We start from the raw sequence: 26,978 nt of genomic DNA, 5'->3' as shown, positions 1-26,978 counted from the left end.
ATGGTTCAGGGAGGTCAGGCGATGAGCGCCCGCTCCTCGGCCTCGGCCGGAGCCGGGGCGACCCAGGCGCCGTAGACGGCGACGCGTGCGGACTCCAGCGTCCCGTACACGCCCAGCTCACGGCCGGTGCAGTCGGTGGCGATGAAACCGTCGTGGTTGCGGTCCACCATGCCCACGTACGCGGTCGGCGTCGAGGCGACCCAGAGGGCGGCCGCCGGCGAGTGCCACGAGACGTACTCGGTGGGCAGGTCGACGATTTCTGCGAGGGACTCGGCCATGGTTCTTTCCTTACTTCTCTTCCGTCGTGGTGCGATTCGAAGATCTAGTTAGATGATCGAACTACCCGCTCGGGGAAGCAAGAAAATCGGGGGGCCTTGTTTTCGCCAAACGCTTCCGCTATAAGCGCTGGGCCAGCATCAACCCCGCGGGTTCGGGCGGATCTCGGACTCCTCCATGACGATCATTCCGGAGGCCCGGCTGGCGGTCTGGATCATGGCCTCGATCCAGTCCTTGTTGAGGGTCGGCACCTTGGAGCCGGAGAAGAAGATGTGCAGGGGGACGCCGTTGTCGACCCAGACGGTGTGACGCCCGCTGCCGAGCTCGGCCGGCACCGGCCAGGTGAGGAAGAAGTTCTCCCCGCGGCGGAGCTTGGTGCTGATCGCGATCTGCATGTGGAAGAGCAGGCGATCGTCGAGTTCGTAGCTTTCGCCGTCGTAGCGGAGTGTGCCCACGGATACCTTTCCTCTGGTCGTTCGTGGCGCCTTTCGGCGCTGCTGCGAGCTTACCCGCCCGGAATACAGGTGTATCGTGACCGCGCGATAGTCTTCTACATCATCCCCACGGAAAGGATCACCGCATGATCGTTCACCGCCTCACGGTCGATGGAAAGGACTACTTCCTCCCCGATCCGGTGGACGACCTGCGCGGGAAGATCCTGGAGGCCGTTCGCGCCGGCGGCGGCTATGTCACGATCCCGCCGCTGCGGGGCGGCCCCGGCGTGGATGTGCTGTTCTCCCCGGGCATGCCGGTCACCTGGGCGCAGATCGAGGTCGACCCGCCCGCTCCCCGCCAGGAGGAGTCGCGCGTCGACATCGACTCGTTCGACGCGCTCTGAGCAGCCCTCACCTGACGACCCGGACGCGCCCGGCCTGACCACAGGCCGGGCGTGTTCTGCATCAGGACGTTGCGCGACGTCCGGTTGTCAGGACTCGCGCGTGCGCATCCGGTACCACGACAGCAGCGCAGGCGCCGGCTGAGGGCGCGCGATCCAATATCCCTGGGCCCTGTCGCAGCCCGCCGCGGCCAGCCGGTCGAGCTGCCCGCGGCTCTCGACCCCCTCGCCGACGACCCGGATGCCCCGGCGGTGCGCCTCGCTGATGATCTGGGCGACCTCGTGCACGCGGTCGTCGGCCTGGACCAGGCTCCGATCGAGCTTGAGCTCCCGGGCATGAAGGGACTCCACCCGAGCGAACGACGAATGCCCCGTCCCGAAGTCGTCCACCGAGATCGTGACGCCCGCCGCGGCGAGCGCCTCCAGCGGAGCCGCCACCCGTTCCGGGTGCTCGATGCTGTAGCTCTCGGTCACCTCGACGATCAGCGTCTCCGGGTCGCACCGGCCGGTTGCGAAGGCGCCCTCGAACATGTCGTAGAGCGAGGGATCCTCCAGCTGGGTCGCCGAGACGTTGACCGCCACGTCGATGGTGCAGCCGGGGATGTACTGGGAGGTCACGTCGGAGATGATTCGTGCCGTCAGCAGCGGGAGCAGGCCGGTCTTCTGCGCGACGTCGACGAAGACGTCGGGCGCGACCTCGCCGCGCTCCGGATGGGTCCAGCGGGCGAGCGCCTCCACCCCGACGACCGAGCCGTCGGAGACCTCGATCTGGGGCTGGTAGGCAGCAGTGACCTGGCGCTGCGCCAGCGCGATCTCGAAATCGCGGGCGAAGTCCTCGAGGGTCCCGTCCACCAACGTCACCCTCGTGATGATTCCCACGCCAAGCTAGCTTGTCAACTTTTAAGGGACCCCTTGCGAAGAACGGGGGTGTGGCGCTAGCGGGCTCGTCGCCGGCGGTGCCGTTGACCTCCCGCGATGCTCAAGAACGTCGCTGCGGCCGCCCCCGCGACCCCGGCGACCACCAGATCCACCGCCTGGACGACCGGCGACACCGCCTCGCCCACGGGCGCGAGCAGCAGGACGATCGCTGCGACAGCGACCGCCGCGGCGAATGCTCCCGCCGATGACAGACCGTACATGGCCTTTCCCCCTCCGGATGGCCTTCCCCCGAACGATCCGAAGCATAGCCAGTCCACAGCGTGCGGGGCAGACCCGACTCGGCCTGTTCACCGAATCGTCATCACCGCATCCGTGGCGCTCCCCCGGTACTCGTCGGAGAGGAGACGGTAGGAACGGGTGAGGAAGGCTCCGAGCGCGAGTCCGACCATGATGAGACCCGAGATCAGGAACACCAGGGCGATCCCGCGCGCACTGCCGTCGCCGAGGAGCCAGCCCCAGGTGGCGGAGCCGGCCTCGGACGCCATGTACGGGATGATCAGGAACTGTGCGACAGGAGCGATCAAGAATGCGGTGATCGGGGCGGCGGCCGACTCCAGCGCCTGCGCGAAACCGAAGACGCGACCCTGCCGGGCGAACGGCACGATCTTCTGGATGACGGTCTGCTCGGACGCCTCCACGGCCGGGATGAGCGCCATGTACGCCCAGATGCCCGCCGCGTACAGCAGCCACCACTCGCGGAGCGTGAAGGTCGCGCCGAGCAGCCCCATGATGGCGACCAGGATCAGCATGGTGCGGATGGGGTTCCTGCCGAGCCCGAACTTCGCGACCACGAGCCCGCCGATGATGAAACCCGTGGAGGCGACGCCGAGGACGATGCCCCACAGCTCCACCGCGAAGAGCTCCAGGCCGTACGGGTCCATCAGGGCGAGGTAGACGCCGCCGATCAGGTTGTTGAACGTCGAGAAGATGATGAGGGCGAAGAGCCCGGGCGCCTGGCGGATGGCCGCGATGCTCCCCCGCAGGTCGACGGCCGACGCGGAGGCGTCGCGCTCCGGGAGCTCCTCGGGGATGCGCAGCAGGAGCAGGTGGAAGGCGGCGAGGCCGGTCAGGACGATCGCGATGACCAGCGTCCACCCCATCCCGAGCAGTCCGATGGAGAGACCGCTGAAGACGCTGGTGACGATGAACGCGAGGCCTTGAACAGTGCCGACGAGCCCGTTGGCGTTGGCGTGCCGCTCGACCGGGACGAGCAGGGTGACCGTGGTGGACAGGGCGATGTTGCGCAGGTTCTCGACGACGGCGCCGAAGAGGATGATCCCCGCGAAGATCCAGAACATCGGGCCGCCCAGGTCGAGCAGTGCCTCCTCCGGGAAGATCAGGTAGAGCACCCCGGCGATGGAGAACGCGGCGAGCGTCAGCAGAGAGGCGAGCATCATCACATGCTGCTTGCGATGCCGATCGACGATGGTGCCGAAGAGGATCGAGAACACGGCCACCAGGAGCATGTAGGCGCCGCCCACGATGCCCGTCGCGAGCACCGACCGGGTCTCGAGGTAGACCCAGAAGGTCAGGGCGAACCAGAGGTAGCTCGTCGTGACGTTGGCCACGGCCGTGTTGACGAGCACCTGCGCGAACGTGCGCATGCCCCGCTCTGGTGACGCCGTCGTCATACGCGAACCCTACCGGCCCCTCCGCCCACCGTCGAGTACGCACAAATTGCACGCGACGCGGCGCGGGGATGTGCAAAGTTTGCGGACTCGACGGTGGCGGGTGAGGGGCGGGGAGGTCAGGCGGCGGGTGGGAAGGGGACGGGGTAGGGCTCGGCGGCATCGGCGGAGCGCGAGACGGGAGCCCAGGCGAGATCAGAAGCCAGGAGGCGGCGGTCCTGCGCGACGCTCATCTCGGTGGCGTTCACCCCGAGCGGGAGGTTCTGCGGGATGTCGTCGCTCTTGGCGAGGCGGACGAGGATCTCGGCCGCGCGATCCGGGTCGCCGGCGGGGCCCTCGTCGGACTGACGCACCCGCCGGTTCATCGCGCCGACGGTGCTCTCGTATCCCTCGGGGATCTCGCGCACCTCCATCGACGATCCCGCCCAGTCGGTGCGGAAGCCGCTCGGCTCGACGACGAGGACCTTCACGCCGAACGGAGCCGTCTCCGTCCGCAGCACGCGGCTGAAGCCGTCGATCGCGAACTTCGCGGCCTGGTAGGACGCGATGCCGGGCGACCCGCCGACGCGCCCGCCGACCGACGAGAACTGGATGACGAGCCCGCCGCCCTGGGCCCGCAGCAGCGGGATGGCCGCCTTGCTGATGTTGTACACGCCCCAGAAGTTGGTCTCGAACTGCGTGCGGAAGTCGGCGTCGTCCGTGGTCTCGATCGGCGACACGTTCGCATAGCCGGCGTTGTTGACGATCACGTCGAGCCGGCCGAAGCGGTCGTGCGCCTCGCGGAGCGCCTCGGCGGCGCGGGCGGGGTCGGTCACATCGAGCTGGAGCGGCAGGATGCGGTCGCCGTACTCGGCGACGAGGTCGACCAACTGCTCCGGGCGACGGGCGGTGGCGGCGACGCGGTCACCGGCGCGGAGCGCGGCGACGACGAGGGAGCGGCCGAAGCCGCGGGAGGAGCCTGTGATGAACCATGTCTGTTCCATGGAGTTAATGAAACACCGTTTCTTTAAATAATGCAACTCGGTTGCGCTAAACTGGCGACATGACCCAGCAGGAGACGCGAGAGAGCGGGCAGCGACGAGCCCGCTCCCCCGAGGCGAAGGCCGCTCGCGAGCAGGCGATCCTCGACGCCGCCCGCGCCCTCGGCCGCGATCGGGGCATCCGCACCGTCACCCTGACCGACATCGCCGACGCGGTCGGAATGCACAAGTCGGCCATGCTGCGGTACTTCGAGACGCGCGAGGAGATCTTCCTCCGGCTCACCGCCGAGGCGTGGAGGGAGTGGACGCCCGTGCTCTGCGAGCGCGTCCGCCGTGCTTCCACCGCCGAGGGCGTCGCCGCCGCCTTCGCCTCCACCCTGGCCGCTCGCGGAGCGTTCTGCGACCTGCTCGCGCAGGCGCCGCTCAACCTCGAGCGCAACGTCTCCGTCGAGGCCGTGCGCAGCTACAAGCTCACGAGCGGCGAGAGTCTCGCGGCGATCAGCGACGCGGTCCGGGATGCGCTCCCGGCCCTCACGGACACGGCCGCACGCGATCTGGTCGCCGCCGCGACCTCCCTCGCCGGCACCTTCTGGCAGATCTCCACCCCGCCGCCGGAGATCGCCGAGCTCTACCGCACCGACCCGCGGCTCGGGCACGCGCTGATCGACCTGGAGCCGCGGCTGCGCCGCATCCTGCGCGCCTACCTGACCGGCGCTCTGGCCGGCTGAACCAGGCGTACGGTGTCGGCGTGACCGACGTTTCGCAGGGCTCCGACGCCTCCCCGGGCTCCGACGCTTCCCCGGGCTCCTCTGGGGAGGACACCGCTCAGGGAACCCGCACCGGACGCGGGCCCGCCTTCGCGGTCTGCATCGCGGTCGGCGCGCTGACCATCCTCGATCTCTCCGGGGTGAACGTCGCACTGCCCTCCATCCAGCGCTCGCTGCACGCCGACTCGACGCAACTGCAGCTGATCGTGGCGGGCTACGCCCTCGCCTTCGGTCTCACCCTCGTGCCCTCCGGTCGCCTCGGCGACACCCGGTCGCGCCGGGCGATGTTCGTCATCGGCCTGGTCGGCTTCAGCCTCGCGAGCGCCCTGTGCGCGCTCGCCCCGAACATCGTCTGGCTGACCATTGCGCGGTTCGTCCAGGGCGCCGCAGCGGGCGTCCAGATGCCGCAGGTGCTCGGGATGATCCAGCAGCTGTACCGCGGACCGGAGCGCGGGCGCGCGTTCGGCGTCTTCGGTGCGATGGTCGGCATCGCCACGGCGATCGGCCCGAGCCTCGCCGGCTCGCTGATCGCGATCGGCGGCGCGGAGGAGGGCTGGCGGCTGCTGTTCTGGTTCAACGTGCCGTGCGGCGCCGTCGCGCTCTTCTTCGCACTGCGGTTCCTGCCGCGTACGCAGGAGCGGCCGACGGGAGGAACACAGCTGGACCCGGTGGGGCTGGTCCTCCTGGCGGGGGCCATCCTCGGCCTGATGCTGCCGTTCCTGCTCACCACCGGATCCTCAACGGACGACCCCCTCCGCTGGCTGTGGCTCATCGCGTTCGCGGCCTTCGGGTCGGCGTTCCTCCTGTGGGAGCGCCGTTACGCGAAGCGCGGGCTCTCACCGATCGTCCACCTCGCCCTCTTCCGGCTGGCCTCCTACCGCAACGGCATCCTCATCGCCGCGGTGTACTTCGCCGGTCTGCCGGCCAGCTTCCTCGTCACGACGCTGTTCCTCCAGGAGGGACTGCACGCCCAACCGCTCGCGGCGGGGCTGGTGAGCGTTCCCTTCGCGCTCGGCGCCGCCGTGTCGGCGTTCATCGGCGGCCGCCTCGTCCAGCGCTTCGGCTGCGCCCTCGTCGTCGTCGGGCTCGTCATCGTGATCGTCGGCATCGGCGCACTGCTCGCCTCGGCGACCCTGGCCCCGCCGGCGGCTGCGGAATGGCTGATGGCCGCATCCACTCTGGTCGGCGGCATCGGCGGCGGGTTCGTCATCTCCCCCAACCAGACGTTGACCCTCTCGGAAGTGCCGCCGGAGGAGGGCAGCGCGGCCGGGTCGATCGCGCAGCTGGGCCAGCGGGTCGGAACGGCCGTCGGCGTCGCGCTCGTGACGGCCGTCTTCTTCACGACCGTCCCGGGCGGCGGTAACCATCCGGTCGATCAGTACCACCAGGCGGTGAGGGACGGGTACCTCGTCACGCTCGCGCTGCTCGCGGTCGCCCTCGTCGTCGGGCTGGTCGACCTCCGTGCCCGCAAGAAGGCGGGGAAGACGGGCGTCTGATCGGCGTCCGCGTGGGCCTTCGTCCGGCAGCCGTTCCCGGGAGAGCGCGCGTCACTCCCCCGATCGGCGCGACCGACCCCGTAGCCTATGCACGTATTTACGCCCGTTCGGGGATGGGGTGGTTCCGATGGTCTCGCAGCTCGGGCGCGTGCGCGCGCTCACCGTGGCGGCGGCCGTGCTCGCGCTGGCGCTGGCCGGATGCGCGCCGAAGTCCGGCGCCGACGCCGGAACGCAGACGCCGTTCCCCACCCCGACGCTGACCGCGAGCCCCACGCCGACGCCGACGCTCCCCGCGACGCAGACTCGCGCGCCGACCACGGGCCCAGGGACCACGGAGGCGCCGGACGCTCCGGCGCCCACCGGTGCTCCGGCCGACACCGCCGGGGCGAAGGCGCTGGCCGTGCAGGCGTGCCAGCAGGTCGCCGACGGCTTCGCCGCGAGCCGGGTGGCCGCCGCGACGCCTCTCGCCGCCGCTGCCGCCGAGAAGGACGGCATCTGGAAGCCCCTGGCCGCGAACCTCGCGTTCATCAATGCCAACCCCATCAACCCGGAGACCGGTGCGGGCCCGCAGAAGACGGTGGAGGACTCCTCCGCCGTCGCGCGCGACTGCTTCACCCTCGCCGGCGTCACCGTGAGTCAGGACTGACATGCGCCGCCTCCGTCGAACGTCCCTCCGCGCCGCATTCGCCCTCATCGCGGTACTCGTGGTCGCCGGCTTCTCGGCCGCCGCGCCCGCGCCGTCCGCACGGGCCGCGCTGGCGCAGCCGGCGGAGAGCACCTGCGTAGAGACCTGCGTCGATGTGCCCGCCACGGCGCAGGCCGCTGCCCAGAAGCTGCTCGAGGACTACAGCCAGGGCACCCTGATCATCGAATGGGCCGAGCGCGCCATCATCCCGAACGAGCTGCAGCCGATCGCCAACGGCACCATCGGTCAGACGCCGCAGTGCAACATCGACAAGCGGACGCTGCAGACGCTGGTGATCATCATCCGCAACTACGGCTCGGTGCAGGTCAGCGACCTCAACCGGCACTGCGCCAACGACGGCGTCGCCACCTGCGCGAGCAACCCGACCTCCCGCCACTGCACGCCGCCGGGCGCCCCCAACGCGATGGACATCACCTACATCGGCTCCGCCAGGACGCGCGGCAACGACGGGCCGACGAACATCCTGCTCCCGTTCCTCGACTCGTTCCTGCCGGCCGGATCGCGCGCCGGTCAGGCCTCAGGGGCCGACGGCTGCGGGGCGTACTGGATGCCGCCGCTGCGCAACATCTCGCGCTTCGCCGACTACTGCACGCACATCCACATCGACTTCGGATCGTCGACCGGGGAACTGCGCGGACTGACCCGCTCGGGCGGCTGACCCGCTCGATCGGCCGACCGGCCGCGCCTACTCCAGCGGGTCGATCGGGTTGGTCCGCCCGACGATCAGCGGATCGACCGGTGTGAACGGGAACTGCGGGAGCTGCGCCTCCGGCACCCCGAACGCCGACGACAGCACCTCCCGCGAGAAGGCGGATGCCGTGGCGCGGTACCCGATGTCTCCGGGCGTGGGCTGGTCGAAGAAGATCAGGAAGTGGATGCCCTCGTCGCCCAACGCCTCGATGTGGTGCGGGTAGGCGCGCGGGATGAAGTAGGCGTTCCCGGGCTCCAGCTCGTATGTGTCGAGCGAGCCGTCCGGGTCGAGCACCGTCATCCGCGCGTGCCCGCTCTGCACGTACCCGAGCTCGGCCGTGACGGGATGCCAGTGCGGCTCGCGCATCCCCGTGTTCGCGATCTCGAGCGAGTACATCGAGAGGTCGTCGAGCGCCGCCCAGAACTGCTTGCGCGCGAGCCGGGCGCTGCCGTAGTCGTACGAGAGCGGCGGGTTCTGCCCCGCGACATCGAACAGGTGGGCGTTCGGGAGCCCGGCGGTGTCCGGGATGCGGGCCGGGCCCTCGCGACGCACGATCTGCTGGGCGTCGTGCCGGTCGAAGGCGGCGAACGCCGACGACGGCAGGTCGTAGGTGTTGCCGAGCACCGCATCCGTCATCGCATTGAAGCTGCTCTGCAGAGAGAAGTGCGCCGGACGCGACGTGCGGAGGGAGGCGATGATCTCCGCGGTCTCGTCCCCCACGTTCTCGATGTGGTAGATCGCGCCGGAGGCGACGTGGTACATCTGCCCCGGCTTCACGACGAACGACGCGAACTCGTCGGCGTTGGCCAGCATCGACACCAGCACGGTCCCCCGCACCACGTAGGCGATCTGGTTCGCGTTGACGTTCCACTGCGGCTCGCGGACCCCGCCCGGTTCCAGCACGATGCGCTTCAGCGACATGCGCTTCAGGATCGGGAAGTCGTCGGCGGTGAGCTGCGAGATGCTGCCGAAGTCGTTCTCGTAGGTGTCGGGGGCATCGGCGAGCGAAGCGACGTGCGGCGAGGTCGTGGGCATTCGGGTCTCCCTGTCGATGGTGTTATGTCACCGTCACGCTAGGGGCGGCCGGCCCGCCAGGACAACGCTTGTGTCAGCGCGCCTCCTGCGGGTATGGCGTCTCGCCGCGCTCCAGCATCCCGATCAGTTTGGCCAGCCGGTTGCCGCGGGTGGTGGCGTTCGGCGCGGTGACCACGCGCCAGAGCACGGCGTAGCGGTTCTGCGCGTTGAGTCGCTCGAACGTCGCCGTGGCAGCCGGTGACGCCTCGAGCGCGGCCACCAGATCCTCGTGCATCTCGATCCGCCCGGCGCCCGCGTAGGCGCGATCCCAGCGGCCGTCCGCCTTCGCCCGATCGATCTCGGCCTGCCCGGCGGGCCGCATCCGCCCCTCGGCGATCAAGGTCTCGACGATGCCGATGTTGCGCTCCGACCACAGCGAGGCCTTGCGTCGCGGCGTGTACCGCTGCACGAACGTCGTCTCGTCGCGTCCACGGCGCTGGCCGTCGATCCAGCCGCTGCAGAGCGCCTCGATCAGGGCCTCCTGATAGCCGAGGGAGGTCGGATCGGTGACGCCCTTCTTCGCGAGCACCAGCCAGACACCGTCGGAGGTCGTCTCGTTCTCGTCGAGCCAGGCGCGCCATGCGGCCTGGTCGGCGACGACCAGGGGCTCGGGTGCTGTTCGGTGCGGGTCGTCGGCCATGCCCCGATCGTAGGGGAGGCCGCCGACGTTGCGCGGCGCTGTGGCCGCTGGGGAGCGTGAGCGGCTGCGCGCATCCACTCGTCGTCCCTCCAGCGTCGGAGAAATTGGCTCAGATCTCCGACGGACCGCGGCCGGGATGGAGATTCGGGCCGCTTGGCGGGGAATCTCCGACCGTGGCTCGCGGAACTCCGACTGCAGGGGGCGCGCGGAGTGAGGCGGCGCGCGCTACGGCTGCGTGGTCGCCGCGGTGCCCGTGTCCTCCGTCGCCTGCATCGCCCGGATCAGCGACTGGGCGTCGTACGGTCCGACGTGACGGCGGCCGTTGATGAAGAAGGTGGGGACCGCGTTGATGTCCATCGCCTCCGCGTCCAGCATGTCGTCGCGCACCCGCGCGGCGACCTCGGGCGAGCTCAGGTCGGCCTCGAAGCGGTCGAGGTCGAGGCCGAGCTCCTCGGCACGGCGCAGGATGTCGGAGGGCAGCTGGTGCTCCTGGTCGGCGAAGAGTGCGCGCTCGAACTCGAAGAACTTGCCCTGGCGCGACGCCGCCTCCGACGCCTCGGCCGCGGCGAGCGCGTTCGGGTGGTAGCGCGTCAGCGGCGCGTGGCGCCACACGTAGCGGAGCCGGTCGCCGAGCTCGCGCTGCACCTCGAATACCGAACCCGTCGCCTTCAGGCAGAAGCCGCACTGGAAGTCGCCGTACTCGACGATCTCGTAGGGCGCATCCAGCGAGCCGAAGATGTGGTCGCGGGCCGGGTCGACGGGGCGCACGAGGGTCAGGCCCGCCTCGTCCTTCGGCCGCCGGGCGTCGGAGATCCGGAAGACGATGGTCGCCACGACGAACGCCACGATCGTCGCCGCGAGCACGCCGACGCGCGCGGCGTTCTGGGCCGCCTCATCCGGAACGCCCAGGTCGACGATGAACAGCGAGATCGTGAAGCCGATACCGCACAGTGCCGCTCCCCCGGCCAGACGGTCGAGGGTGAGGCCGGGACCGAAGTCCCCGATCTTGAGCAGCCGCAGCACAGCGGCCGAACCGAAGACGCCGACGAACTTGCCGACGACGAGGCCCGCGAGCACGCCCCACGCGATGGGCGAGACGAGCGCACCGGCGAGGATGTCGCCGTCCAGTCGCACGCCGGCGTTGGCCAGCGCGAACAGCGGAAGCACCACGTACGCCACGTACGGACCCCAGGCCGACTGCAGCCGCTCGTTGATGGAGATGGACTCGCGCAGGCTGTTCGCGGCGGCCCGCGCGTATTCCGTGTTCGGCGACTGCCGGAACGTCCGGGCGAGATCGAGGGCGTGCTCCACATCGCGCCGGTTGGGCCGATAGACCGGAACGAGGAGGGCGATCGCCACGCCCGCCAGCGTCGGGTGAACGCCCGACGCGAGGAACGCGAGCCAGACGATGATGGCGAGCGTCGCGTAGACCGGCCCGCGGCCCCCGCGCAGATACCGGGTGAAGTAGACCCCGACCAGCCCGATCGCAGCGATGATCAGCGGATACGGGTTGAAGTTCTCGGTGTACACCAGGGCGATGATGCTCAGGGCGCCGATGTCATCCACGACGGCGAGCGCCAACAGGAACACCCGAAGGCGGCCTGATGCGCGCGGGCCGATGAGGGCGAGGGCACCGACCAGGAACGCGGTGTCGGTGGAGATGACGACCCCCCACGCGTGCTCCATGCCCGTCCCGAGCGTGAACAGCACGAAGATGACCGCGGGGACCGCGAGCCCGAAGACGGCGGCGACCACCGGGACGACGGCGCGCGACCAACTCGTCAGCTCCCCGATCGCGAACTCGCGCCGCACCTCCAAGCCGACGGTGAAGAAGAAGATCGCCATCAGCGCGTCGTTGACCAGCGCGTGCAGGGTGAAGTCGAGGTGGAGGTCGCCGACCCCGATGATCAGGTGGGTGTCCCAGAACTGCTCGTACCCCGTGAACGAGATGTTCGCCCACACGATCGCGACGAGCGTCGCCGCCACGAGCAGCAGCGCGCCGATGCGGCTCCGGCCCATCGAGCGGAAGCGCTCGGCGATGCTCGGCCGGCGGTCGCGCGACTGCCCGACGGACTCCGGGTCGGGGGAACGCTGGATGAGCGTGAGCGGGGTGGTCACGGGGAAAACTCTAGCGAGTCCCGCGCCCGGGGTCACTCGGCCGCGTCAGCCCCCTCGGCTGTCGGTGCGTGACGGCGCCTCAGCGCCGCACCTCCGAGGTCGCGCCGGGCTCGAGGTCGCGCGACGGGCCGGCGTGACGCTCGGACTTCCGGCGACGCCCACGCACGAATCCGGTGGCGAGCAGCAGGATGCCGACCCCGATCAGGATCGCCGCGCCGACGGTGAAGCCGACGTTCCAGACGACGTACTGGCCGGTGTCGTTGGCCCCCGGCGTCTCCACCCCGTACCGCGTCAGGCAGAGGGCGCCGGCGATCACCAGCACCGCGCCGATCACGTAGAACACCGCCGACTTGCCCGGGCTGAACATCCCCATCTCCGTCACTCCTCACCTCGGTCCGTACGTCCACCCTCACCCGGCGACCGAACCGCTCCCAGGCCTTGACACGGTTCAGGGAGTGAGCACGACCTTGATGCAGCCGTCCTCCTTGTCGCGGAACACGTCGTACATGCGCGCCGCCTCCTCCAGCGGGACCTTGTGGGTGACGAGGTCCTCGGTGCCGAGCGGGTCGGACGGGTCCTCCACCAGCGGCAGGAGCTCGTCGCGCCAGGCGTGGACGTTGCACTGCCCCATCCGCAGGGTCACCTGCTTGTCGAACAGGTTCATGAAGGGCACCGGGTCGGCGACGCCCGCGTAGACACCGCTGAGCGAAACGGTGCCCCCACGGCGCACGGCGTCGAACGCCAGGGTCATCGCGGCCATCCGGTCCACCCCGACCGTCGTCATCAGCTTCTGCGCGACCGCATCGGGCAGCAGCCCGACCGCCGACTGCACGGCGGCCGTGCCCGGGTTGCCGTGCGCCTCCATCCCGACCGCGTCGACGATCGCGTCCGGCCCGCGCCCGTCCGTCGCCTCGCGGAACCAGACGGCGACGTCGTCACTCAGGTCGAACGTGTCGACGCCGTGGCGCTCCGCCATCGCCCGCCGCTCTGGAACGGGGTCGACCGCGACGACGCGGTGACCCAGGTGCACGCCGATCCTGCTGACGAACTGCCCGACCGGGCCGAGACCGATGACCCCGAGCACGCCGTGCTCCGGCAGCTGCGCGTACTGCACGCCCTGCCACGCGGTCGGCAGGATGTCGCTGAGGAACAGGTAGCGCTCGTCCGGCAACTCAGACCCGACCTTGTAGGCGTTGAAGTCCGCCAGCGGAACACGGAGCCGCTCGGCCTGACCGCCCGGCACCGAGCCGTACAGCTCGGTGTAGCCGTACAGCGTCGCGCCGGTCCCGTGGTCGTAGTTCTGCGTCGTCTCGCACTGCGTCGTGAGCCCGCGACGGCACATGAAGCACTCGCCGCACGCGATCACGAACGGGATGACGACGCGGTCGCCGACGCGGAGGTTGCGCACCGCGGATCCCACCTCCTCGACGATGCCCATCGGCTCGTGACCGAGCACGTCGCCTTTCGCGAGGAACGGCCCGAGGACGTCGTACAGGTGCAGGTCGCTTCCGCAGATCGCGGACGACGTGATCCGCACGATCACATCCGTCGGCTCCTGGATGACGGGATCGGGGACGTCGACGACCTCGACCTTCTTGGTGGCTTGCCAGGTGAGTGCTCTCATGGACCGTTCATACGCCCGGTCTCCCTCCCCTGCTACCGGTTGCGCGCATCCGCTCGGGCGTCCCTTGGGCGCCAAGGCTGCTCAGCCCGCCAGGACGGCCGCGAGCTCCCCCAGGGTGAACTCCCAGCCCTGGCGGTACGACTCGGCGGGTGAGCCATCCGCCCACGGTCCGGTATGGCGCACGACGAGGCGCGTCCCGGCGCCGTCGTCGGTCAGCCGGAACTCCACGGCCTCGTCGGCGCTGGGCCCGTCGTCGTCGATCCACCGCCACTCGAATGCGAGCCGCTCGAACGGCTCGACCGCGAGATAGCGCCCCTCGACCACGATGCCCGCTGCCGGTGCGGCGATCCGGTAGATACCACCGACCCTCACGTCCGCGACGATCGACACGTCGTGCCAGTGCCGCCACCACCACGTCTGCAGCCCATCGGCCGATGCGATGGCGTTCCAGACGCGGGATCGCTCCGCGTCGATCGTGCGTGCCAGTTCGAGGGGATGCGCGACGAACGTCCGCCAGACGCCTCCGTCGGCTGCGCGCGCGGCGGAGGCGACTCCGTCGTCCGCGCGCCCGGACAGGACCTGGTCGAGTGCCGAGAGCGCGTCATCCCATCCGCCGCCCGCCGTGACGATGTCGTCGCGTCCGGCGAGCCGGTGACGCAGGGTGAGTTCCGCTCCACCGTTCGCGGTATCCGTCCACTCGGCCGTCAGGATGCTCGCCGGCTCACCGTCGACCGACCAGGACACGCTCAGCGCGTCGGCGTCGCACTGGAGCACCCGACCCCGCGCGCGGGACTCCCCATCGAGCTGCACGGTGAACTCCGACCCGACGCCCGACGGGTCGCCGGCCACCACGCCGAACCAGCGGGCCAGCCGCTCGGGAGCCGTGCACGCGTCCCGCACCTCGGCGGCGGTCGACCGGTACTCGCGCCGCAGGATGAGTTCGGGGTCTTCGCTCGTGCCGACCAGGGCGCGGATCGTGCGCGCATCCATCAGCGACCTCCTCCGGGTCGGATGCTTCCGCGGCTGCCGCGGGCGAGCTCGGTCTCCAGCGCGTCGAGCCGCTGAGACCACAGGCGCCCGTACCGGTCGACCCAGGCGGCGATGTCGTCCAGAGCGCCGGGGACGATGCGATAGATGCGCTGCGATCCGCGGCGCTCGGCCGAGACGACCTCGGCCTCACGGAGCACCCGCAGCTGGTTGGAGACGGCCGGCTGGCCGATTCCGAACTCCTCCATCACGACGGCACCGATCCGACCGGCCGGCGCCTCCTCCTCGGTCAGGAGTTCGACCATGCGGCGACGGACCGGGTCGGCGAGCACGGCGAATGAGTTCATGATCGGATGATATCACCGAGTGCTGATATGACAAGAGTGCGCCTTGCTCCCTCGCCGGTCCCGTGGCAGCGTGCACGGTGAACGCAACGGAACGGAGCGCGCATGGCCAAGCAGAAGAAGCTCGAGAAGGCAGCGAAGAAGGCGTTCGAGCGGGCGGGGGCGGCCGTCGCCGACGCTCGTCGGGCGGCCGAGAAGCTCGACAAGAAGAAGGCGAAGAAGCGTGCGCGCGCGCTGGAGAAGGAGCTGGCAGCGCTGACCGGCGGCGCGCACGACGCGAGCGCAGCCACCGCCTCCCCCGACGACGGCGCCGCGGAGGCGTCCGGCCTCGACCTCACTCCGCCCCTCCCGTCCGTCCGCGACGAGACCGTGGAGGCGACGGTCGAGTTCGCCGGATCGGTCACCACAACCGTCGCCCACGACCCGGAGCTCGACCAGCTGACCGTGCAGGCGCTGCGCGACGCGGCCCGCGCCCGCGGCCTCCTGAACGTCTCCCGGCTGACCAAAGGGCAGCTCATCGAGCGCCTCAGCGAATGACCGGCTGAATCCGGCCGCGCCGTTCGGCAGACGCCGACCGTTTCCGGGGTTACGTTGGCAGTCACGGAAGGAGACCAGGTGGACGACGAGGCACTCGAGGTGACGGGGCAGGACGCGGTGACGGCACCCGACGACGCCGCTGCAGAAGAGCAGGCGGCGCCGGAGGAGATCACCTACGACGAACAGCTCTACCCCGCCCGGCCCCGCCGGCTGCGCCCGCGCGCCAACCTGCGCGGCGGCAGCATCCGCCGCACCTTCTCCGACCCCCGGGCGGCCAACGGGCAGAACCCGGCCTACGTCGAGTGGCTGGTGCGCCAATCCATGCTGAAGGATGCGGACGTGCTCAGCCGGCAGCTGTCCGGCTCCCCCAGCATGTGGCGCAACCCCTACGCCCGGCCGGACGCCCGCCGCGCCGTCTCCACCTCGGACGTGTGGTTCACCGCCTACCCGATCTCGCTGATCACACGGCCGGGCGAGTCGTTCCTCACGGCGCTCGCCGACCCGGAACTGTGGCGGGCATTCCAGCGGATCGGAATCAACGGCATCCACACCGGTCCGGTCAAGCGGGCCGGCGGCATCCGCGGCTGGCAGGAGACCCCGAGCGTCGACGGCCACTTCGACCGCATCGGCACGCAGATCGACCCTGCGTTCGGCGACGAGGAGACGTTCCGGCGGTTGACCGACGTGGCGGAGGAGCACGGCGGCAGCGTCATCGACGACATCGTGCCGGGCCACACCGGCAAAGGCGCCGACTTCCGCCTCGCCGAGATGGCGTACAAGGACTACCCGGGGATCTACCACATGGTCGAGATCCCGCCGGACGAGTGGCACCTGCTGCCGGAGGTGCCCGAGGGCCGCGACTCCGTCAACCTCGACGAGTCGACCGAGGCGGCGCTCGCCGAGCGCGGCTACATCATCGGCGAACTGCAGCGCGTCATCTTCTATGCCCCCGGGGTGAAGGAGACGAACTGGAGCGCCACCGCGCCCGTCATCGGCGTCGACGGCATCACGCGGCGCTGGGTCTACCTCCACTACTTCAAGGAGGGCCAGCCGTCGGTGAACTGGCTCGACCCGACGTTCTCGGGCATGCGGCTGGTCATCGGTGACGCCCTGCACTCGCTCGGCGATCTGGGCACGAGCGCCCTGCGACTGGATGCGAACGGCTTCCTCGGTGTCGAGAAGAGCGCGGAGGGGATGCCGGCCTGGTCGGAGGGGCACCCGCTGTCGCACGCGGCGAACCACATCATCGCCGGCATGGTGCGCAAGGTCGGCGGGTTCACGTTCCAGGAGCTCAACCTGACCGTGGAGGACATCCGCGATACCGGCGCGGTGGGCGCCGACCTCTCCTACGACTTCATCAACCGACCGGCGTACCACCACGCCCTCGCGACCGGCGACACCGAGTTCCTGCGCCTCACGCTGCGGACCTCACTGGAGCTGGGCGTCGAGCCGGTCAGCCTGGTGCACGGGATGCAGAACCACGACGAGCTGACCTACGAGCTCGTGCACTGGGCGACGCTGCACCAGAACGACCTCTACACGTTCCGCGGCGAGGAGATCAGCGGCGGCGAGCTGGCCCAGCGCATCCGCGCCGACCTCGTCGAGGCGATCACGGAACCGACGGCGGACTACAACCTCGTGTTCACGACCAACGGGATCGCCTGCACGTCGGCCTCCCTCATCGCCGCCACGCAGGGGCACGCGACCCTGGACTCGATCACCGAGGACGACATCCCGGCGATCCGCGACGCGCACCTGCTGCTCGCCGCGTTCAACGCGTGGCAGCCGGGCGTCTTCGCGCTGTCGGGATGGGACCTGCTGGGCGCCCTGACGGTGCCCCGCGGCGAGGTGGCCGACCTGATCGCTGAGGGCGACACGCGCTGGGTCGAGCGGGGAGCGCACGACCTGCTGGGGTCGGCTCCCGAAGCGGAGCGCTCCGCCTACGGGATGCCGCGGGCGCGCTCGCTGTACGGCCCGCTCCCGGAGCAGCTGCGCAACCGCGACTCGTTCGCGAACCGGCTGCGGGAGCTGCTGCGCATCCGCGACCGCTGGGGCATCGCGAGCGCGCGCCAGGTCGACGTTCCGGATGTCGCGCATCCGGGCATGCTCGTGATGGTGCACGAGCTGGAGACGCTCGACGAGCAGGAGTTGCCCGTCGTGCAGCTGACCGTGCTGAACATGACGGATTCCGCCGTCGACGGTACCGTCCGCTCGGAGGCGCTCCCCCATCGGGCAACGGTGACGGACGCCGCCGACGGCAGCGAGGTCGGAACGGTGGACGACCTGGCCAGTTTCCCGGTCAGCGTGCCCGCCTACGGCGCCCGCTTCCTCATCCTGCGCCGCACCCCCGTCGAGCAGCCCTGACCCGCTCAGCCTGCCCACCGTCGAGTCCGCACACTTTGCACGCTCTGGCGGTGCGTCGCGTGCAAAGTTTGCGGACTCGACGGTGGGCGGCGAGGGGATGCGCGCCCTAGAGGCGGACGGCCGCTTGGGCGGCGGCCTCGATGTCGGCGTCGCTCGCCGCACTGAGGTCGAGTTCGGTGAGCGCGGTCACGCGAGCCGCGACATCCGCGTGGGCCGCCCGCAGCCGCTCAATGAACTCGGCCGCAACATCCGCCTTCCCCGACCCGTGGCCGATCACGACGAACGAGCGCTCCGGGGCGGTCGACCGGAGCGCCTCGGCGACGGCGTCGAAGAAATGGTTCAGGTCGCGCTCGTCGTCGTGACCGGTGTGCCGCTCCACCGTGCGCAGGTGGTGGGCGCGGCGGTCCTCGTCGGCGATCGTGTGCTCCGTGTCGCTGACGGTGCGCGCATCCAGGTCGAAGTCGAAGATGCGGGCGTGCTCGGCGTCGATCGCGACCGCGAGCAGGTCGCCGTGGCCCTTCGGCTCGGGGGTCGCCGCCAGCAGGTGGCGTGCGCGCTCGATGTCCTCGATGGAGACGCGACCGTCGTGCTGACGCCGGAAGACCTCGCGGTGGCCGTTGAGCTTCACGGCCAGGCGATCGCCGGTCTCCTGGTCCACCTGGTCGGCGCGGTCCTGCCAGAAGCTGATGAACTCGGTCCACTCCAGGTCACGCGGCGCCGGCGAGCCGGTGATGCGGGCGTAGGTCTTGTCGGCGTGCGTCGCCATGCGTCCTCCTGAGCTCGGTGTGTCGGTTGGGTGCAGGCTAGCAGCCGTCGAGTCCGCGAACTTTGCACGCGACGCGCCGTCGGAGTGTGCAAAAAGTGCGGACTCGACGGTGGGCGGATCCGGGAGGGGGCGGTCAGGCGAGGAGGGCGCGGACGCGCGGGACGACCTCGGTGCCGTAGAGACGGATCGCCTCGAGGAGCGAGTCGTTCGTCATCCCGGGGATGCCGTACTTGAGGTCGAAGCGGTTGGCGCCGACCACGCGCAGATTGGCGGCGATCTTCGCCGCGACCGTCTCCGGCGAGCCCACGTAGAGGCTGCCGTCCGGGCCCAGCTCGCGCTGGAACGACGCCTCGGTCGGCACGGCGAAGCCACGCGTCGCGCTGACCTTGGTGATCATGTCGCGGTAGTGCGGCCAGAACTCCTCCCGCGCCTGCTCGTCGGTGGCCGCCACGTGGCCAGGCGAGTGTAGGCCGATCTGCTGCGGCTCGCGGCCGAACTGCTCCAGCGCCTTATGGAAGAGCTCGCTGTACGGCGCGAAGCGCGAGGCGGGACCGCCGATCACGGCGAGCATCAGCGAGAATCCGTAGTGGGCGGTGCGGATGACGGACTCCGGGCTGCCCCCGACGCCGATCCACGTCGGCAGCGGTGTCTCGAGGTGCGGCACCACATCCTGGTCGCGGAGCCCGCTGCGCGTGCTCCCTTCCCAGGTGACCGGCCCGCCCTCGCGGAGGTGCGCGAACAGGTTGGTCTTCTCCTCGAACAGCTGCTCGTAGTCGGAGAGGTCGAAGCCGAACAGCGGGAACGAGTCGATGCTCGAACCGCGGCCGAGGATGATCTCGGCGCGACCGTCCGACACGGCGTTGAGGGTGGAGTAGCGCTGGAAAACGCGGACCGGGTCGTCGGAGCTCAGCACGGTGACGGCCGAGCCGACGTGGATGCGTTCGGTGCGCGCCGCGATCGCGCTCAGCACGATGTCGGCCGCCGAGAGCGGCATGTCGTCGACGTGGTGCTCGCCGATGCCGAAGAAGTCGATCCCCGCCTGCTCGGCGGCAATGCCGTGGCCGACGAGGTCACGGATGGTCTGGGCGTGCGAGATGGGCCGGCCGTCGGCGTCGCTCGTGACGTCGCCGAAGGTGTTCAGGCCGAAGGTGAGCGGGAAGCTCTGGGATGCGGTGTTCATTTGTGTGCTTTCGGGTGTGGATGTGAGGAAAGGTGATGCGGTCGCCGCCGGGTCAGGCGGCGGCCTCGGCGGAGGCGAGCTCCGGCGCGCTCTCGCCCTCGACGGCTGCCCGGAAACCGCCCGCGTCGAGGCGCGCACCGAAGACCGGTCCGCCCGGCTCGAACGCGACGCCGTCGCGAAGACTCTCGACGAGGACGGTGTCGTAGCCGACGTCCTGGATGAGGGAGGCGACGAGCGCGGCGGCTTCCGGGTCGTCCGAGGCCACGCCGAGAGCGCGGCGGTCCGGGTCTCCGGTGAGGCGGCGGTCCTCCTCCATCTCGTGGTAGCCGATGTGGTTGAACGTCTTCACGATCGTGGAGTTTGGGAGCTCCCGCTGGACGATCTCGCTGCTGGTGAGGGTCGTGTCCTCGAACAGCGGCTGCACGCCGTCGGTCGGCGCCCAGTAGTTCATGGAGTCGATGACCAGCTTGCCGTCGAGCATCCCGCGGTCGAGGCCGGCGAACCGGTGCAGCGGGATGGCGAGGATGACGATGTCTGCGCCGGCGACGGCTTCCGCGGCCCATGCCGGACGGGCGCCCGGCATGACGACCGAGGCGATGAGCTGGATGCGCTGCGGGTCGCCCGAGGCCGCCACATCCACCTCGTAGCCGGCGTCGAGCAGGATGCGCGCGAGCGCCGAGCCGACGTGTCCGACGCCGAGGATCGCGACGCGGGGTCGCGCGGAAACGGTGGTGGTCATGGACGGTGTCCTTCCGTCGTGTCGGCGAGGTGGTTCTGGATGCTCTCGAGGGCTCCGGCGAGGGCGTCGAGCTGGTCGGGGCGTAGCGCGTCGGCGAAGAGCCGCTTCACGGCCCGGAGGTGCGGTCCCGAGGCTCGGCGGATCGCCTCGTAGCCGTCCTCGGTGAGGACGACGAGCGCGCCGCGATTGTCGCCGGGACACTCGGTGCGGCGGATGAGGCCGCGCTTCTCCATGCGCCCCAGGTGGTGCGACACCCGGCTGCGCTCCCAGTCGATCGCGTCGGCCAGCTCGGACGACCGCAGGGTCCTCTCGGATGCCTCGGTGAGGGCGAGCAGCACCGCATAGTCGCCGGGAGACAGCTCCACGCGCTGCAGCTCGGTCGCCAGCAGCCGGCGAAGGTCGCCCGTGGTGTCGAGCAGCGACCGCCACACGGCGAGCTCACGGTCGGTGAGTCGCTCGGGGGCTTCGGTGGGGGTCATGCGGTCCTCGATCTCTGTCACGTCAGCCAAATAGCTGACATGTCAATCAACCGCGGGCCGGATGGATTTGTTCCCGCCTCCGACGCGCGCCTTGTACCGTTGCACCATGAGCGAGCTGCCCGACGCCCTCCCCGCCGACTACGACCCCGCGCACGTGTTCCGCGTGGTCGCCATGCCGGTCGCGCAGGGCTGGGGGGTGTGGTTGCGCGCAGCGGACGACAGCATCATCCACAGCTTCGGCCTCGGCTTCCCTGCGGGCACCCCGTTCCGGCCGGATGTGCTCGACGTGCTCGGTCCCCTGCTCAACGTGCAGTACCGGTTGGCGTTCCACGGCCCCGAGTCCTGGGACGAGCTCGGCGACCACTGGTCCGCCGTCGTCTACGAGTACACCCCGCGCTGACGCCCCCGCGATTCGTGCCGAATGTGCGGAATGCGGCGCGCAAAGCGCACATTCGGCACGAATGTCCGCCCCCTTCCTCCCCTGCCGCCGCGTGAGATTTGCGCCAAATCGCGGTTTGGGGGGCCGCATTCCCGCGATTTGGCGCAAATCGTGGGGTGATCCGCCGTCTCCTCCGAGTGCACATCGCTCGCTGCTCCCCGCGAGATTCGTGCCGAATGTGCGGAATGCGGCGCGCAAAGCGCACATTCGGCACGAATGTCGGCGCCCTTACGGCGTTCCCCCGACTCCGCGGCGCCAGATTTGCGCCAAATCGCGGCTTTGGGCGCGGCATTCCCACGAGTTGGCGCAAATCGCGGGCTGATCCGTCGCCTCCGAGTACACACCTCTCGCTGCTCCCCGCGAGATTCGTGCCGAATGTGCGGAATGCGGCGCGCTAAGCGCACATTCGGCACGAATCTGCGCAGGCTCTCACGGCGTTCGTCCCGAATCCGCGGCGTGAGATTTGCGCCAAATCGAGGGTTGGCGCCTCTCGTCATCGTGAAGATTTGCGCCAAATCGCGGTTTTGGGCGCCTCATTACCGTGATTTGGCGCAAATCTCGCGCGGAGGCGGGGCCGCATTGCCGCGATTTGGCGCAAATCGTGCGCGGAGGGTTAGGCGTCGGCGTCCTCGCGTGCGGGGGCGTTGCGGAGGGGGTGGAGGCGGGTGAGTTGGGTGACGTGGTGGGGGCCGAGCTCGGCGAGGGAAGTGACCTGCAGGAGTTTCATGGTGCGGGTGAGTTGGTCGGTGAGGATCTGGATGGTCCGGTCGACGCCCGCGCGCCCGCCCGCCATCAGCCCGTAGAGGTACGCGCGGCCGATCAGGGTGAACTTCGCCCCGAGGGCGTAGGCGGCGATGATGTCGGCGCCGTTCATGATGCCGGTGTCGATCGCGATCTCGGTGTGATGCCCCACCTCCCGGGCGACAGAAGGCAACAAGTGGAACGGGATGGGGGCGCGGTCGAGTTGCCGTCCCCCGTGGTTGGAGAGCACGATCCCATCCACCCCGTGATCGACCAGCGTCTTCGCGTCCTCGAGGGCCTGCACGCCCTTGATCACCAGTTTCCCGGGCCACATGTCGCGGATGATCTTCAGGTCCTCGTAGTTGATCGACGGGTCCATCGCCGCATTCAACAGGTCACCGACCGTGCCGCCGGTGGACGACAACGACGCGAACTCGAGTTTCGGGGTGGTGAGGAAGTCGTACCACCACCACGGGCGCGGGATCGCGTTCACAATCGTCCCCACGGTCAGCTGCGGCGGAATCGAGAACCCGTTCCGCTTATCCCGCAACCTGGCCCCCGCGATCGGGGTGTCCACCGTGAAGAACAATGTATCGAACCCCGCCGCCGCCGCCCGCTCCACCAAGCCGTAGGAGATATCCCGCTGCCGCATCACATACAACTGGAACCAGTTCCGGCCATGCGGGTTCGCCGCCTTCACCTTCTCGATCGACGTCGTCCCCAACGTGGACAGGGTGAACGGGATCCCCGCCGCCCCCGCAGCCCCCGCCCCCGCGGTCTCGCCCTCGGTCTGCATCAGCCGGGTGAACCCGGTCGGCGCGATCCCGAACGGCAACGCCGACGGCCCACCCCAAATCTCACACGACGTATCCACAGTGGACACGTCCCGCAGGATCGACGGGTGGAACTCCACATCCTGAAACGCCTGCCTGGCCCGCGCCAACGACAGCTCCCCCTCCGCGGCACCCTCCGTGTAATCGAACGCGGCCTTCGGGGTGCGCCGGCGCGCGATCCTGGCCAGGTCCTCGATCGTGAGCGCGGACTCCAGGCGCCGCTTCTTCAGGTTCAGGTCCGGCTTCTTGAACCGCATCAACTCCAGCACCTCCACCGGACGCGGCAACTGGCGATCAACCATGGGCAAGGATCCTAACGGGGTCATAGCGCGTGATCTGAGTGGTGCGGGCGACCAGGGCGCGCAGCGTTTCGAGGTCGCCGGTGAGAAGGCCGGCAGCGCGAGCCTGCACGAGCACGTTGCCGATCGCGGTCGCCTCCACGGGGCCCGCGAGCACCGGCAGGCCGCTCCGGTCGGCGGTCGCCTGGCAGAGCAGCCTGTTGCGGGCTCCGCCGCCGACGATGTGGATGGTGTCCACCGCCACGCCGGTCAGCGCGGCCGCTCGGTGCACCGAGTCGGCGAACGCGGCGGCAAGGCTCTCGACGATGACACGGACCATCCCGGCCGGCGACGCCGGCGCGGTCAGCCCGCGCTCGGAGAACCATTCGCCGATGCGCGACGGGAGGTCGCCCGGCGCCATGAAGCGCGGGTCGTCGGGGTCGAAAAGGTCCGATGGCCGGGGCAGTTCGGCCGCCTCGGCGAGCAGCGACTCCAGGGTCACCCGCAGTCCGCGGCGCTGCCACTCGCGCACCGACTCGCTCAGCAGCCAGAGACCCATCACGTTGTGGAGGTAGCGGATGCGCCCATCCACACCCCCCTCGTTGGTGAAGTTCGCGGCCCGGCCTTCCGCCGAAACGATGCGCTGCGGGAGCTCCACCCCGACCAGTCCCCAGGTTCCGCAGGAGATGTAGGCGGCGCGGGATGCGTCCATCGGCACGGCCACGACCGCCGACGCGGTGTCGTGCGAACCGACCGCCGTGACGACCGGGCCCGCGCCGTCGAAGGGCAGGTCGCCGCGCAGGGAGGGCAGGAAGCGCCCGACCGGCGTCCCCGCATCCACGAGCGGCGGGAACACGTTCCGCGGAAGCCCGAGCCGCGCGATGAGGGCATCGTTCCACGCACCGTCGGCCGTGAGCAGCCCGGTGGTGGAGGCGTTGGTCCGTTCGGCCTGCGCGGCCCCGGTCAGCCAGAAGGTGAGCAGGTCGGGGACGAGCAGGAAGCGGTCCGCGCGCTCCAGCGAGCCGGCCGCCGCATCCACCGCCAGCTGGTAGAGGGAGTTGAACGGCAGGAACTGGAGTCCGCCCTCGCGGTACAGCTCTCCCGGGTCGACGGCGGCATGCACCGCCGAGACCCCGGCGGCCGTCCGCTCGTCACGGTAGTGGTAGGGCTCCCCCAGCAGCCTCCCGTTGCGCAGCAGTCCGTAGTCGACGGCCCACGCGTCCACGCCGATGCTCGCGAGCGCCGGATCGGACCGCGCGACGGAGGCGAGTCCGTCGACTACGTTCTCGTACAGCCCGGTGAGGTTCCAGTGCAGCGCCTCGCGGTCACCCTCCCACACGCGCACCGGCGTGTTGGGGAACCGAGCGGCCTCCGTCAGCTCCAGCGTGTTCGCACCGACGCGGGCGTGCATGACCCGTCCGCTGGTGGCGCCGAGGTCGACGGCGGCGACGGTGCCGACCGCGGGTGCCGCTGCCGCGTTCATCGGAGGAAGGCGGCCGCGACTCCCGCATCCACCGGGATGTGCAGGCCGGTCGTGTGGTCGAGGTCACTGGTGCAGAGGACGAACACCGCGTTGGCGACGTGCTCGGGCAGCACCTCGCGCTTGAGCAGGGTGCGCTGGGCGTAGTACTGGCCGAGCTCCTCCTCCGGCACGCCGTAGACGGCGGCGCGCTTGGCGCCCCACCCGCCGGCGAAGATCCCGGACCCGCGGACGACCCCGTCGGGGTTGATGCCGTTGACCCGGATGCCGTGCTCACCGAGCTCGGCGGCGAGCAGCCGCACCTGGTGCGCCTGGTCGGCCTTGGTCGCGGAGTAGGCGATGTTGTTGGGTCCGGCGAAGATCGAGTTCTTGGAGGAGATGTACACGATGTCCCCGCCGAGCTTCTGGTCGATCAGCACCTTCGCGGCGGCGCGGGAGACCAGGAACGACCCCTTGGCCATCACGTTGTGCTGCAGGTCCCAGTCGGCGTTCGTGGTCTCCAAAAGCGGCTTCGAGATCGACAGGCCGGCGTTGTTGACCACCAGGTCGAGGCCGCCGAACGCGAGCAGCGCCTCCCGGATGGACGCCTCCACCGCCTTCTCGTCAGTCACGTCCGCGACCAAGCCGATCGCGACATCCGCGTTGCCGATCTCGGCAGCGGCGGCCTGCGCCTTCTCCAGATCGAGGTCGGCGATGACCACGCACGCGCCCTCGGCGGCGAGCCGGGTCGCGATGGCCTTGCCGATCCCGGAGGCAGCGCCTGTGACGAGCGCGATGCGCCCGGCGAGGGGCTTGGGCTTCGGCATCCGCTGCAGCTTCGCCTCCTCCAGTGCCCAGTACTCGATTCGGAATTTCTCCGCCTCGTCGATCGGCGCATACGACGACAGCGCCTCCGCCCCGCGCATCACGTTGATCGCATTGACGTAGAACTCGCCCGCCACACGGGCCGTCTGCTTGTCCTTGCCGTAGGAGAACATCCCCACACCCGGGATGAGGATGATCGCCGGGTCGGCCCCGCGGATCGCGGGCGAATCCGCGGTCGCGTGCCGGTCGTAGTACGCCTGATAGTCGGCCCGGTACTGCTCGTGCAGCTGCTCCAGCCGCGCCACCGAGTCCTCGATGGATGCGTCGGCCGGCAGGTCGAGGACTAGCGGCTTCACCTTCGTGCGGAGGAAGTGGTCCGGGCACGAGGTGCCCAACGCGGCCAACCGCGGATGCTCGGCTGACGCCAGAAAGTCCAGCACGACGTCGGAATCGGTGAAGTGGCCCACCTGCACCCGGTCGGTGGAGGCGATGGCGCGCAGGTGCGGAGCCAGCGCCGCCGCCTTCGCCCGCCGCTCGCCCTCCGGCAACGCTTCATAGCCCGGCAGCACCGGACCGAACGGCTCGGGACGACCATTGTCGGCGATGTACTCAGCCGCGGTCTGGATGATCCACAGCGAGTTCGCCTCCGCCTCCTCGCTCGTGTCGCCCCACGCCGTGATTCCGTGCCCTCCCAAGATGGTGCCGATCGCGTCCGGGTTCGCGGCCTTGATCGCCGCGATGTCGAGCCCGAGCTGGAACCCCGGGCGCCGCCACGGCACCCACACCACGCGGCCACCGAAGATCGCCTTCGTCAGCTCCTCCCCGTCCGCCGCGGTCGCGATCGCGATCCCGGCGTCGGGGTGCAGGTGGTCGACGTGGGCCGCATCCACCAGCCCGTGCATCGCCGTATCGATCGACGGCGCCGCACCGCCCTTCCCGTGCAGCGTGTAGTCGAACGCGGCGACCATCTCGTCCTCACGCTCCACGCCCGGGTAGACGTTCTGCAGCGCCCGCAGCCGATCCAGCCGCAGCACAGCGAGGCCCGACTCCGTCAGCGTGCCGAGGTCTCCCCCGGAACCCTTCACCCACAGCAGCTCGACCGGCTCACCCGTCACCGGATCGGTCTCGGTGCCCTTCGCCGACGTGTTCCCGCCCGCGTAGTTCGTGTTCGCAGGGTCCGAAGCGAGACGGTTCGAGCGGGCCAGCAGGGATGCGACGGTCTCGTTCGTCATC

28 protein-coding genes are annotated in these 26,978 nt (G+C 70.0%); 8 read left to right on the top strand and 20 right to left on the bottom strand.

The features are described 5' to 3' along the window. Positions 1–14 precede the first annotated feature (14 nt). Together J2Y42_RS10085 and J2Y42_RS10080 are read right to left on the bottom strand one after the other, a co-directional pair. Entirely contained in the window at positions 15–278 is a 264-nt protein-coding gene (locus tag J2Y42_RS10085) for a hypothetical protein (RefSeq protein WP_309857618.1), read from the bottom strand. A 138-nt stretch (positions 279–416) separates the two neighbouring features. Next, complete coding sequence (locus tag J2Y42_RS10080) at positions 417–731, bottom strand: hypothetical protein (RefSeq protein WP_089875077.1); 315 nt, start codon at positions 729–731, stop codon at positions 417–419. Positions 732–856: 125 nt separating this feature from the next. Here J2Y42_RS10080 and J2Y42_RS10075 point away from each other — a divergent pair, with 125 nt between their 5' ends. Next, positions 857–1,114 carry a hypothetical protein gene (locus tag J2Y42_RS10075; RefSeq protein WP_018190251.1) on the top strand — a complete coding sequence of 86 codons (258 nt, stop codon included), beginning with the start codon at positions 857–859 and terminating at the stop codon, positions 1,112–1,114. Between the two features lie 87 nt (positions 1,115–1,201). On the opposite strand, the gene J2Y42_RS10070 is transcribed toward J2Y42_RS10075, so the two are convergent. The 4 genes from J2Y42_RS10070 to J2Y42_RS10055 form a co-directional block, all read right to left on the bottom strand. After that, positions 1,202–1,963 (bottom strand): EAL domain-containing protein, encoded by a 762-nt coding sequence (locus J2Y42_RS10070; RefSeq protein WP_309857613.1) that lies wholly within the window; start codon positions 1,961–1,963, stop codon positions 1,202–1,204. A gap of 83 nt (positions 1,964–2,046) precedes the next feature. Next, on the bottom strand, positions 2,047–2,250 hold the full coding sequence (locus tag J2Y42_RS10065; RefSeq protein ID WP_018190249.1) for a hypothetical protein: 204 nt from the start codon (positions 2,248–2,250) through the stop codon (positions 2,047–2,049). A gap of 87 nt (positions 2,251–2,337) precedes the next feature. Then, the gene (locus tag J2Y42_RS10060) at positions 2,338–3,681 is read right to left on the bottom strand and encodes an MFS transporter (protein WP_309857610.1); all 1,344 of its coding nucleotides are present in this window, start codon (positions 3,679–3,681) and stop codon (positions 2,338–2,340) included. A gap of 116 nt (positions 3,682–3,797) precedes the next feature. Beyond that, positions 3,798–4,661 carry an SDR family NAD(P)-dependent oxidoreductase gene (locus J2Y42_RS10055; protein WP_309857609.1) on the bottom strand — a complete coding sequence of 288 codons (864 nt, stop codon included), beginning with the start codon at positions 4,659–4,661 and terminating at the stop codon, positions 3,798–3,800. 59 nt (positions 4,662–4,720) lie between these two features. Between J2Y42_RS10055 and J2Y42_RS10050 the strand changes: the two genes are divergently transcribed. From J2Y42_RS10050 to J2Y42_RS10035, 4 genes are all read left to right on the top strand, one after another. Next, a complete protein-coding gene (locus J2Y42_RS10050) occupies positions 4,721–5,386 on the top strand; it encodes a TetR family transcriptional regulator (protein WP_309857608.1) in 666 nt (221 codons plus the stop codon). 20 nt (positions 5,387–5,406) lie between these two features. Next, positions 5,407–6,921: an MFS transporter gene (locus J2Y42_RS10045; RefSeq protein ID WP_309857607.1), complete on the top strand. Its 1,515-nt coding sequence runs from the start codon at positions 5,407–5,409 to the stop codon at positions 6,919–6,921. 127 nt (positions 6,922–7,048) lie between these two features. Then, the gene (locus J2Y42_RS10040) at positions 7,049–7,567 is read left to right on the top strand and encodes a hypothetical protein (RefSeq protein ID WP_309857606.1); all 519 of its coding nucleotides are present in this window, start codon (positions 7,049–7,051) and stop codon (positions 7,565–7,567) included. Between the two features lies 1 nt (position 7,568). After that, positions 7,569–8,285, top strand: a complete 717-nt coding sequence (locus J2Y42_RS10035) for a hypothetical protein (RefSeq protein ID WP_309857605.1) — start codon at positions 7,569–7,571, stop codon at positions 8,283–8,285. 27 nt (positions 8,286–8,312) lie between these two features. Here J2Y42_RS10035 and J2Y42_RS10030 read toward each other — a convergent pair whose 3' ends face one another. From J2Y42_RS10030 to J2Y42_RS10000, 7 genes are all read right to left on the bottom strand, one after another. Next, complete coding sequence (locus tag J2Y42_RS10030) at positions 8,313–9,353, bottom strand: cupin domain-containing protein (RefSeq protein ID WP_309857604.1); 1,041 nt, start codon at positions 9,351–9,353, stop codon at positions 8,313–8,315. A 73-nt stretch (positions 9,354–9,426) separates the two neighbouring features. Next, the gene (locus J2Y42_RS10025) at positions 9,427–10,032 is read right to left on the bottom strand and encodes a YdeI/OmpD-associated family protein (protein ID WP_309857603.1); all 606 of its coding nucleotides are present in this window, start codon (positions 10,030–10,032) and stop codon (positions 9,427–9,429) included. A gap of 225 nt (positions 10,033–10,257) precedes the next feature. Further along, entirely contained in the window at positions 10,258–12,150 is a 1,893-nt protein-coding gene (nhaA, locus tag J2Y42_RS10020) for a Na+/H+ antiporter NhaA (protein WP_309857602.1), read from the bottom strand. Positions 12,151–12,229: 79 nt separating this feature from the next. Beyond that, entirely contained in the window at positions 12,230–12,523 is a 294-nt protein-coding gene (locus J2Y42_RS10015; RefSeq protein WP_309857601.1) for a hypothetical protein, read from the bottom strand. A 75-nt stretch (positions 12,524–12,598) separates the two neighbouring features. Beyond that, positions 12,599–13,774, bottom strand: coding sequence for an alcohol dehydrogenase catalytic domain-containing protein (locus J2Y42_RS10010; RefSeq protein ID WP_309857600.1), 1,176 nt, complete (start codon positions 13,772–13,774; stop codon positions 12,599–12,601). Between the two features lie 81 nt (positions 13,775–13,855). Next, positions 13,856–14,764 (bottom strand): SRPBCC family protein, encoded by a 909-nt coding sequence (locus J2Y42_RS10005; protein ID WP_309857599.1) that lies wholly within the window; start codon positions 14,762–14,764, stop codon positions 13,856–13,858. Further along, positions 14,764–15,108, bottom strand: coding sequence for a metalloregulator ArsR/SmtB family transcription factor (locus J2Y42_RS10000; protein WP_309857598.1), 345 nt, complete (start codon positions 15,106–15,108; stop codon positions 14,764–14,766). Before J2Y42_RS10000 ends, J2Y42_RS10005 begins: the two co-directional genes overlap by 1 nt. Positions 15,109–15,210: 102 nt before the next feature. On the opposite strand from J2Y42_RS10000, the gene J2Y42_RS09995 reads away from it, so the two are divergent. Both J2Y42_RS09995 and treS read left to right on the top strand, forming a co-directional pair. Beyond that, entirely contained in the window at positions 15,211–15,642 is a 432-nt protein-coding gene (locus J2Y42_RS09995; protein ID WP_309857597.1) for a hypothetical protein, read from the top strand. A 78-nt stretch (positions 15,643–15,720) separates the two neighbouring features. After that, entirely contained in the window at positions 15,721–18,006 is a 2,286-nt protein-coding gene (gene treS / locus J2Y42_RS09990; protein ID WP_396427145.1) for a maltose alpha-D-glucosyltransferase, read from the top strand. Positions 18,007–18,112: 106 nt separating this feature from the next. Here treS and J2Y42_RS09985 read toward each other — a convergent pair whose 3' ends face one another. The 4 genes from J2Y42_RS09985 to J2Y42_RS09970 all read right to left on the bottom strand — a co-directional run bounded on the left by J2Y42_RS09985 (position 18,113) and on the right by J2Y42_RS09970 (position 21,170). Beyond that, on the bottom strand, positions 18,113–18,772 hold the full coding sequence (locus tag J2Y42_RS09985; RefSeq protein ID WP_309857590.1) for a hypothetical protein: 660 nt from the start codon (positions 18,770–18,772) through the stop codon (positions 18,113–18,115). A gap of 133 nt (positions 18,773–18,905) precedes the next feature. Then, positions 18,906–19,952, bottom strand: coding sequence for an LLM class flavin-dependent oxidoreductase (locus tag J2Y42_RS09980; RefSeq protein ID WP_309857588.1), 1,047 nt, complete (start codon positions 19,950–19,952; stop codon positions 18,906–18,908). A 52-nt stretch (positions 19,953–20,004) separates the two neighbouring features. Continuing rightward, a complete protein-coding gene (locus tag J2Y42_RS09975; RefSeq protein ID WP_309857584.1) occupies positions 20,005–20,691 on the bottom strand; it encodes an NAD(P)-binding domain-containing protein in 687 nt (228 codons plus the stop codon). Further along, positions 20,688–21,170 (bottom strand): MarR family transcriptional regulator, encoded by a 483-nt coding sequence (locus J2Y42_RS09970; protein WP_309857583.1) that lies wholly within the window; start codon positions 21,168–21,170, stop codon positions 20,688–20,690. The genes J2Y42_RS09975 and J2Y42_RS09970 overlap by 4 nt, the downstream gene beginning before the upstream one ends. 106 nt (positions 21,171–21,276) lie before the next feature. Here J2Y42_RS09970 and J2Y42_RS09965 point away from each other — a divergent pair, with 106 nt between their 5' ends. Further along, positions 21,277–21,570, top strand: coding sequence for a hypothetical protein (locus tag J2Y42_RS09965; protein WP_309857581.1), 294 nt, complete (start codon positions 21,277–21,279; stop codon positions 21,568–21,570). A 652-nt stretch (positions 21,571–22,222) separates the two neighbouring features. Here J2Y42_RS09965 and J2Y42_RS09960 read toward each other — a convergent pair. Genes J2Y42_RS09960 through J2Y42_RS09950 form a run of 3 tightly spaced genes read right to left on the bottom strand, consistent with a single transcriptional unit; the run spans position 22,223 to position 26,977 of the window. Further along, complete coding sequence (locus J2Y42_RS09960; RefSeq protein WP_309857574.1) at positions 22,223–23,485, bottom strand: alpha-hydroxy acid oxidase; 1,263 nt, start codon at positions 23,483–23,485, stop codon at positions 22,223–22,225. Continuing rightward, the gene (locus tag J2Y42_RS09955; protein WP_309857573.1) at positions 23,478–24,944 is read right to left on the bottom strand and encodes a rhamnulokinase family protein; all 1,467 of its coding nucleotides are present in this window, start codon (positions 24,942–24,944) and stop codon (positions 23,478–23,480) included. Before J2Y42_RS09955 ends, J2Y42_RS09960 begins: the two co-directional genes overlap by 8 nt. Then, positions 24,941–26,977: a bifunctional aldolase/short-chain dehydrogenase gene (locus J2Y42_RS09950; RefSeq protein WP_309857572.1), complete on the bottom strand. Its 2,037-nt coding sequence runs from the start codon at positions 26,975–26,977 to the stop codon at positions 24,941–24,943. Before J2Y42_RS09950 ends, J2Y42_RS09955 begins: the two co-directional genes overlap by 4 nt. Position 26,978 lies beyond the last annotated feature (1 nt).

The organism is Leifsonia sp. 1010 (assembly GCF_031455295.1).
Classification (GTDB): Bacteria; Actinomycetota; Actinomycetes; order Actinomycetales; family Microbacteriaceae; genus Leifsonia.
This window is presented reverse-complemented; position numbering and strand designations above follow the sequence as displayed.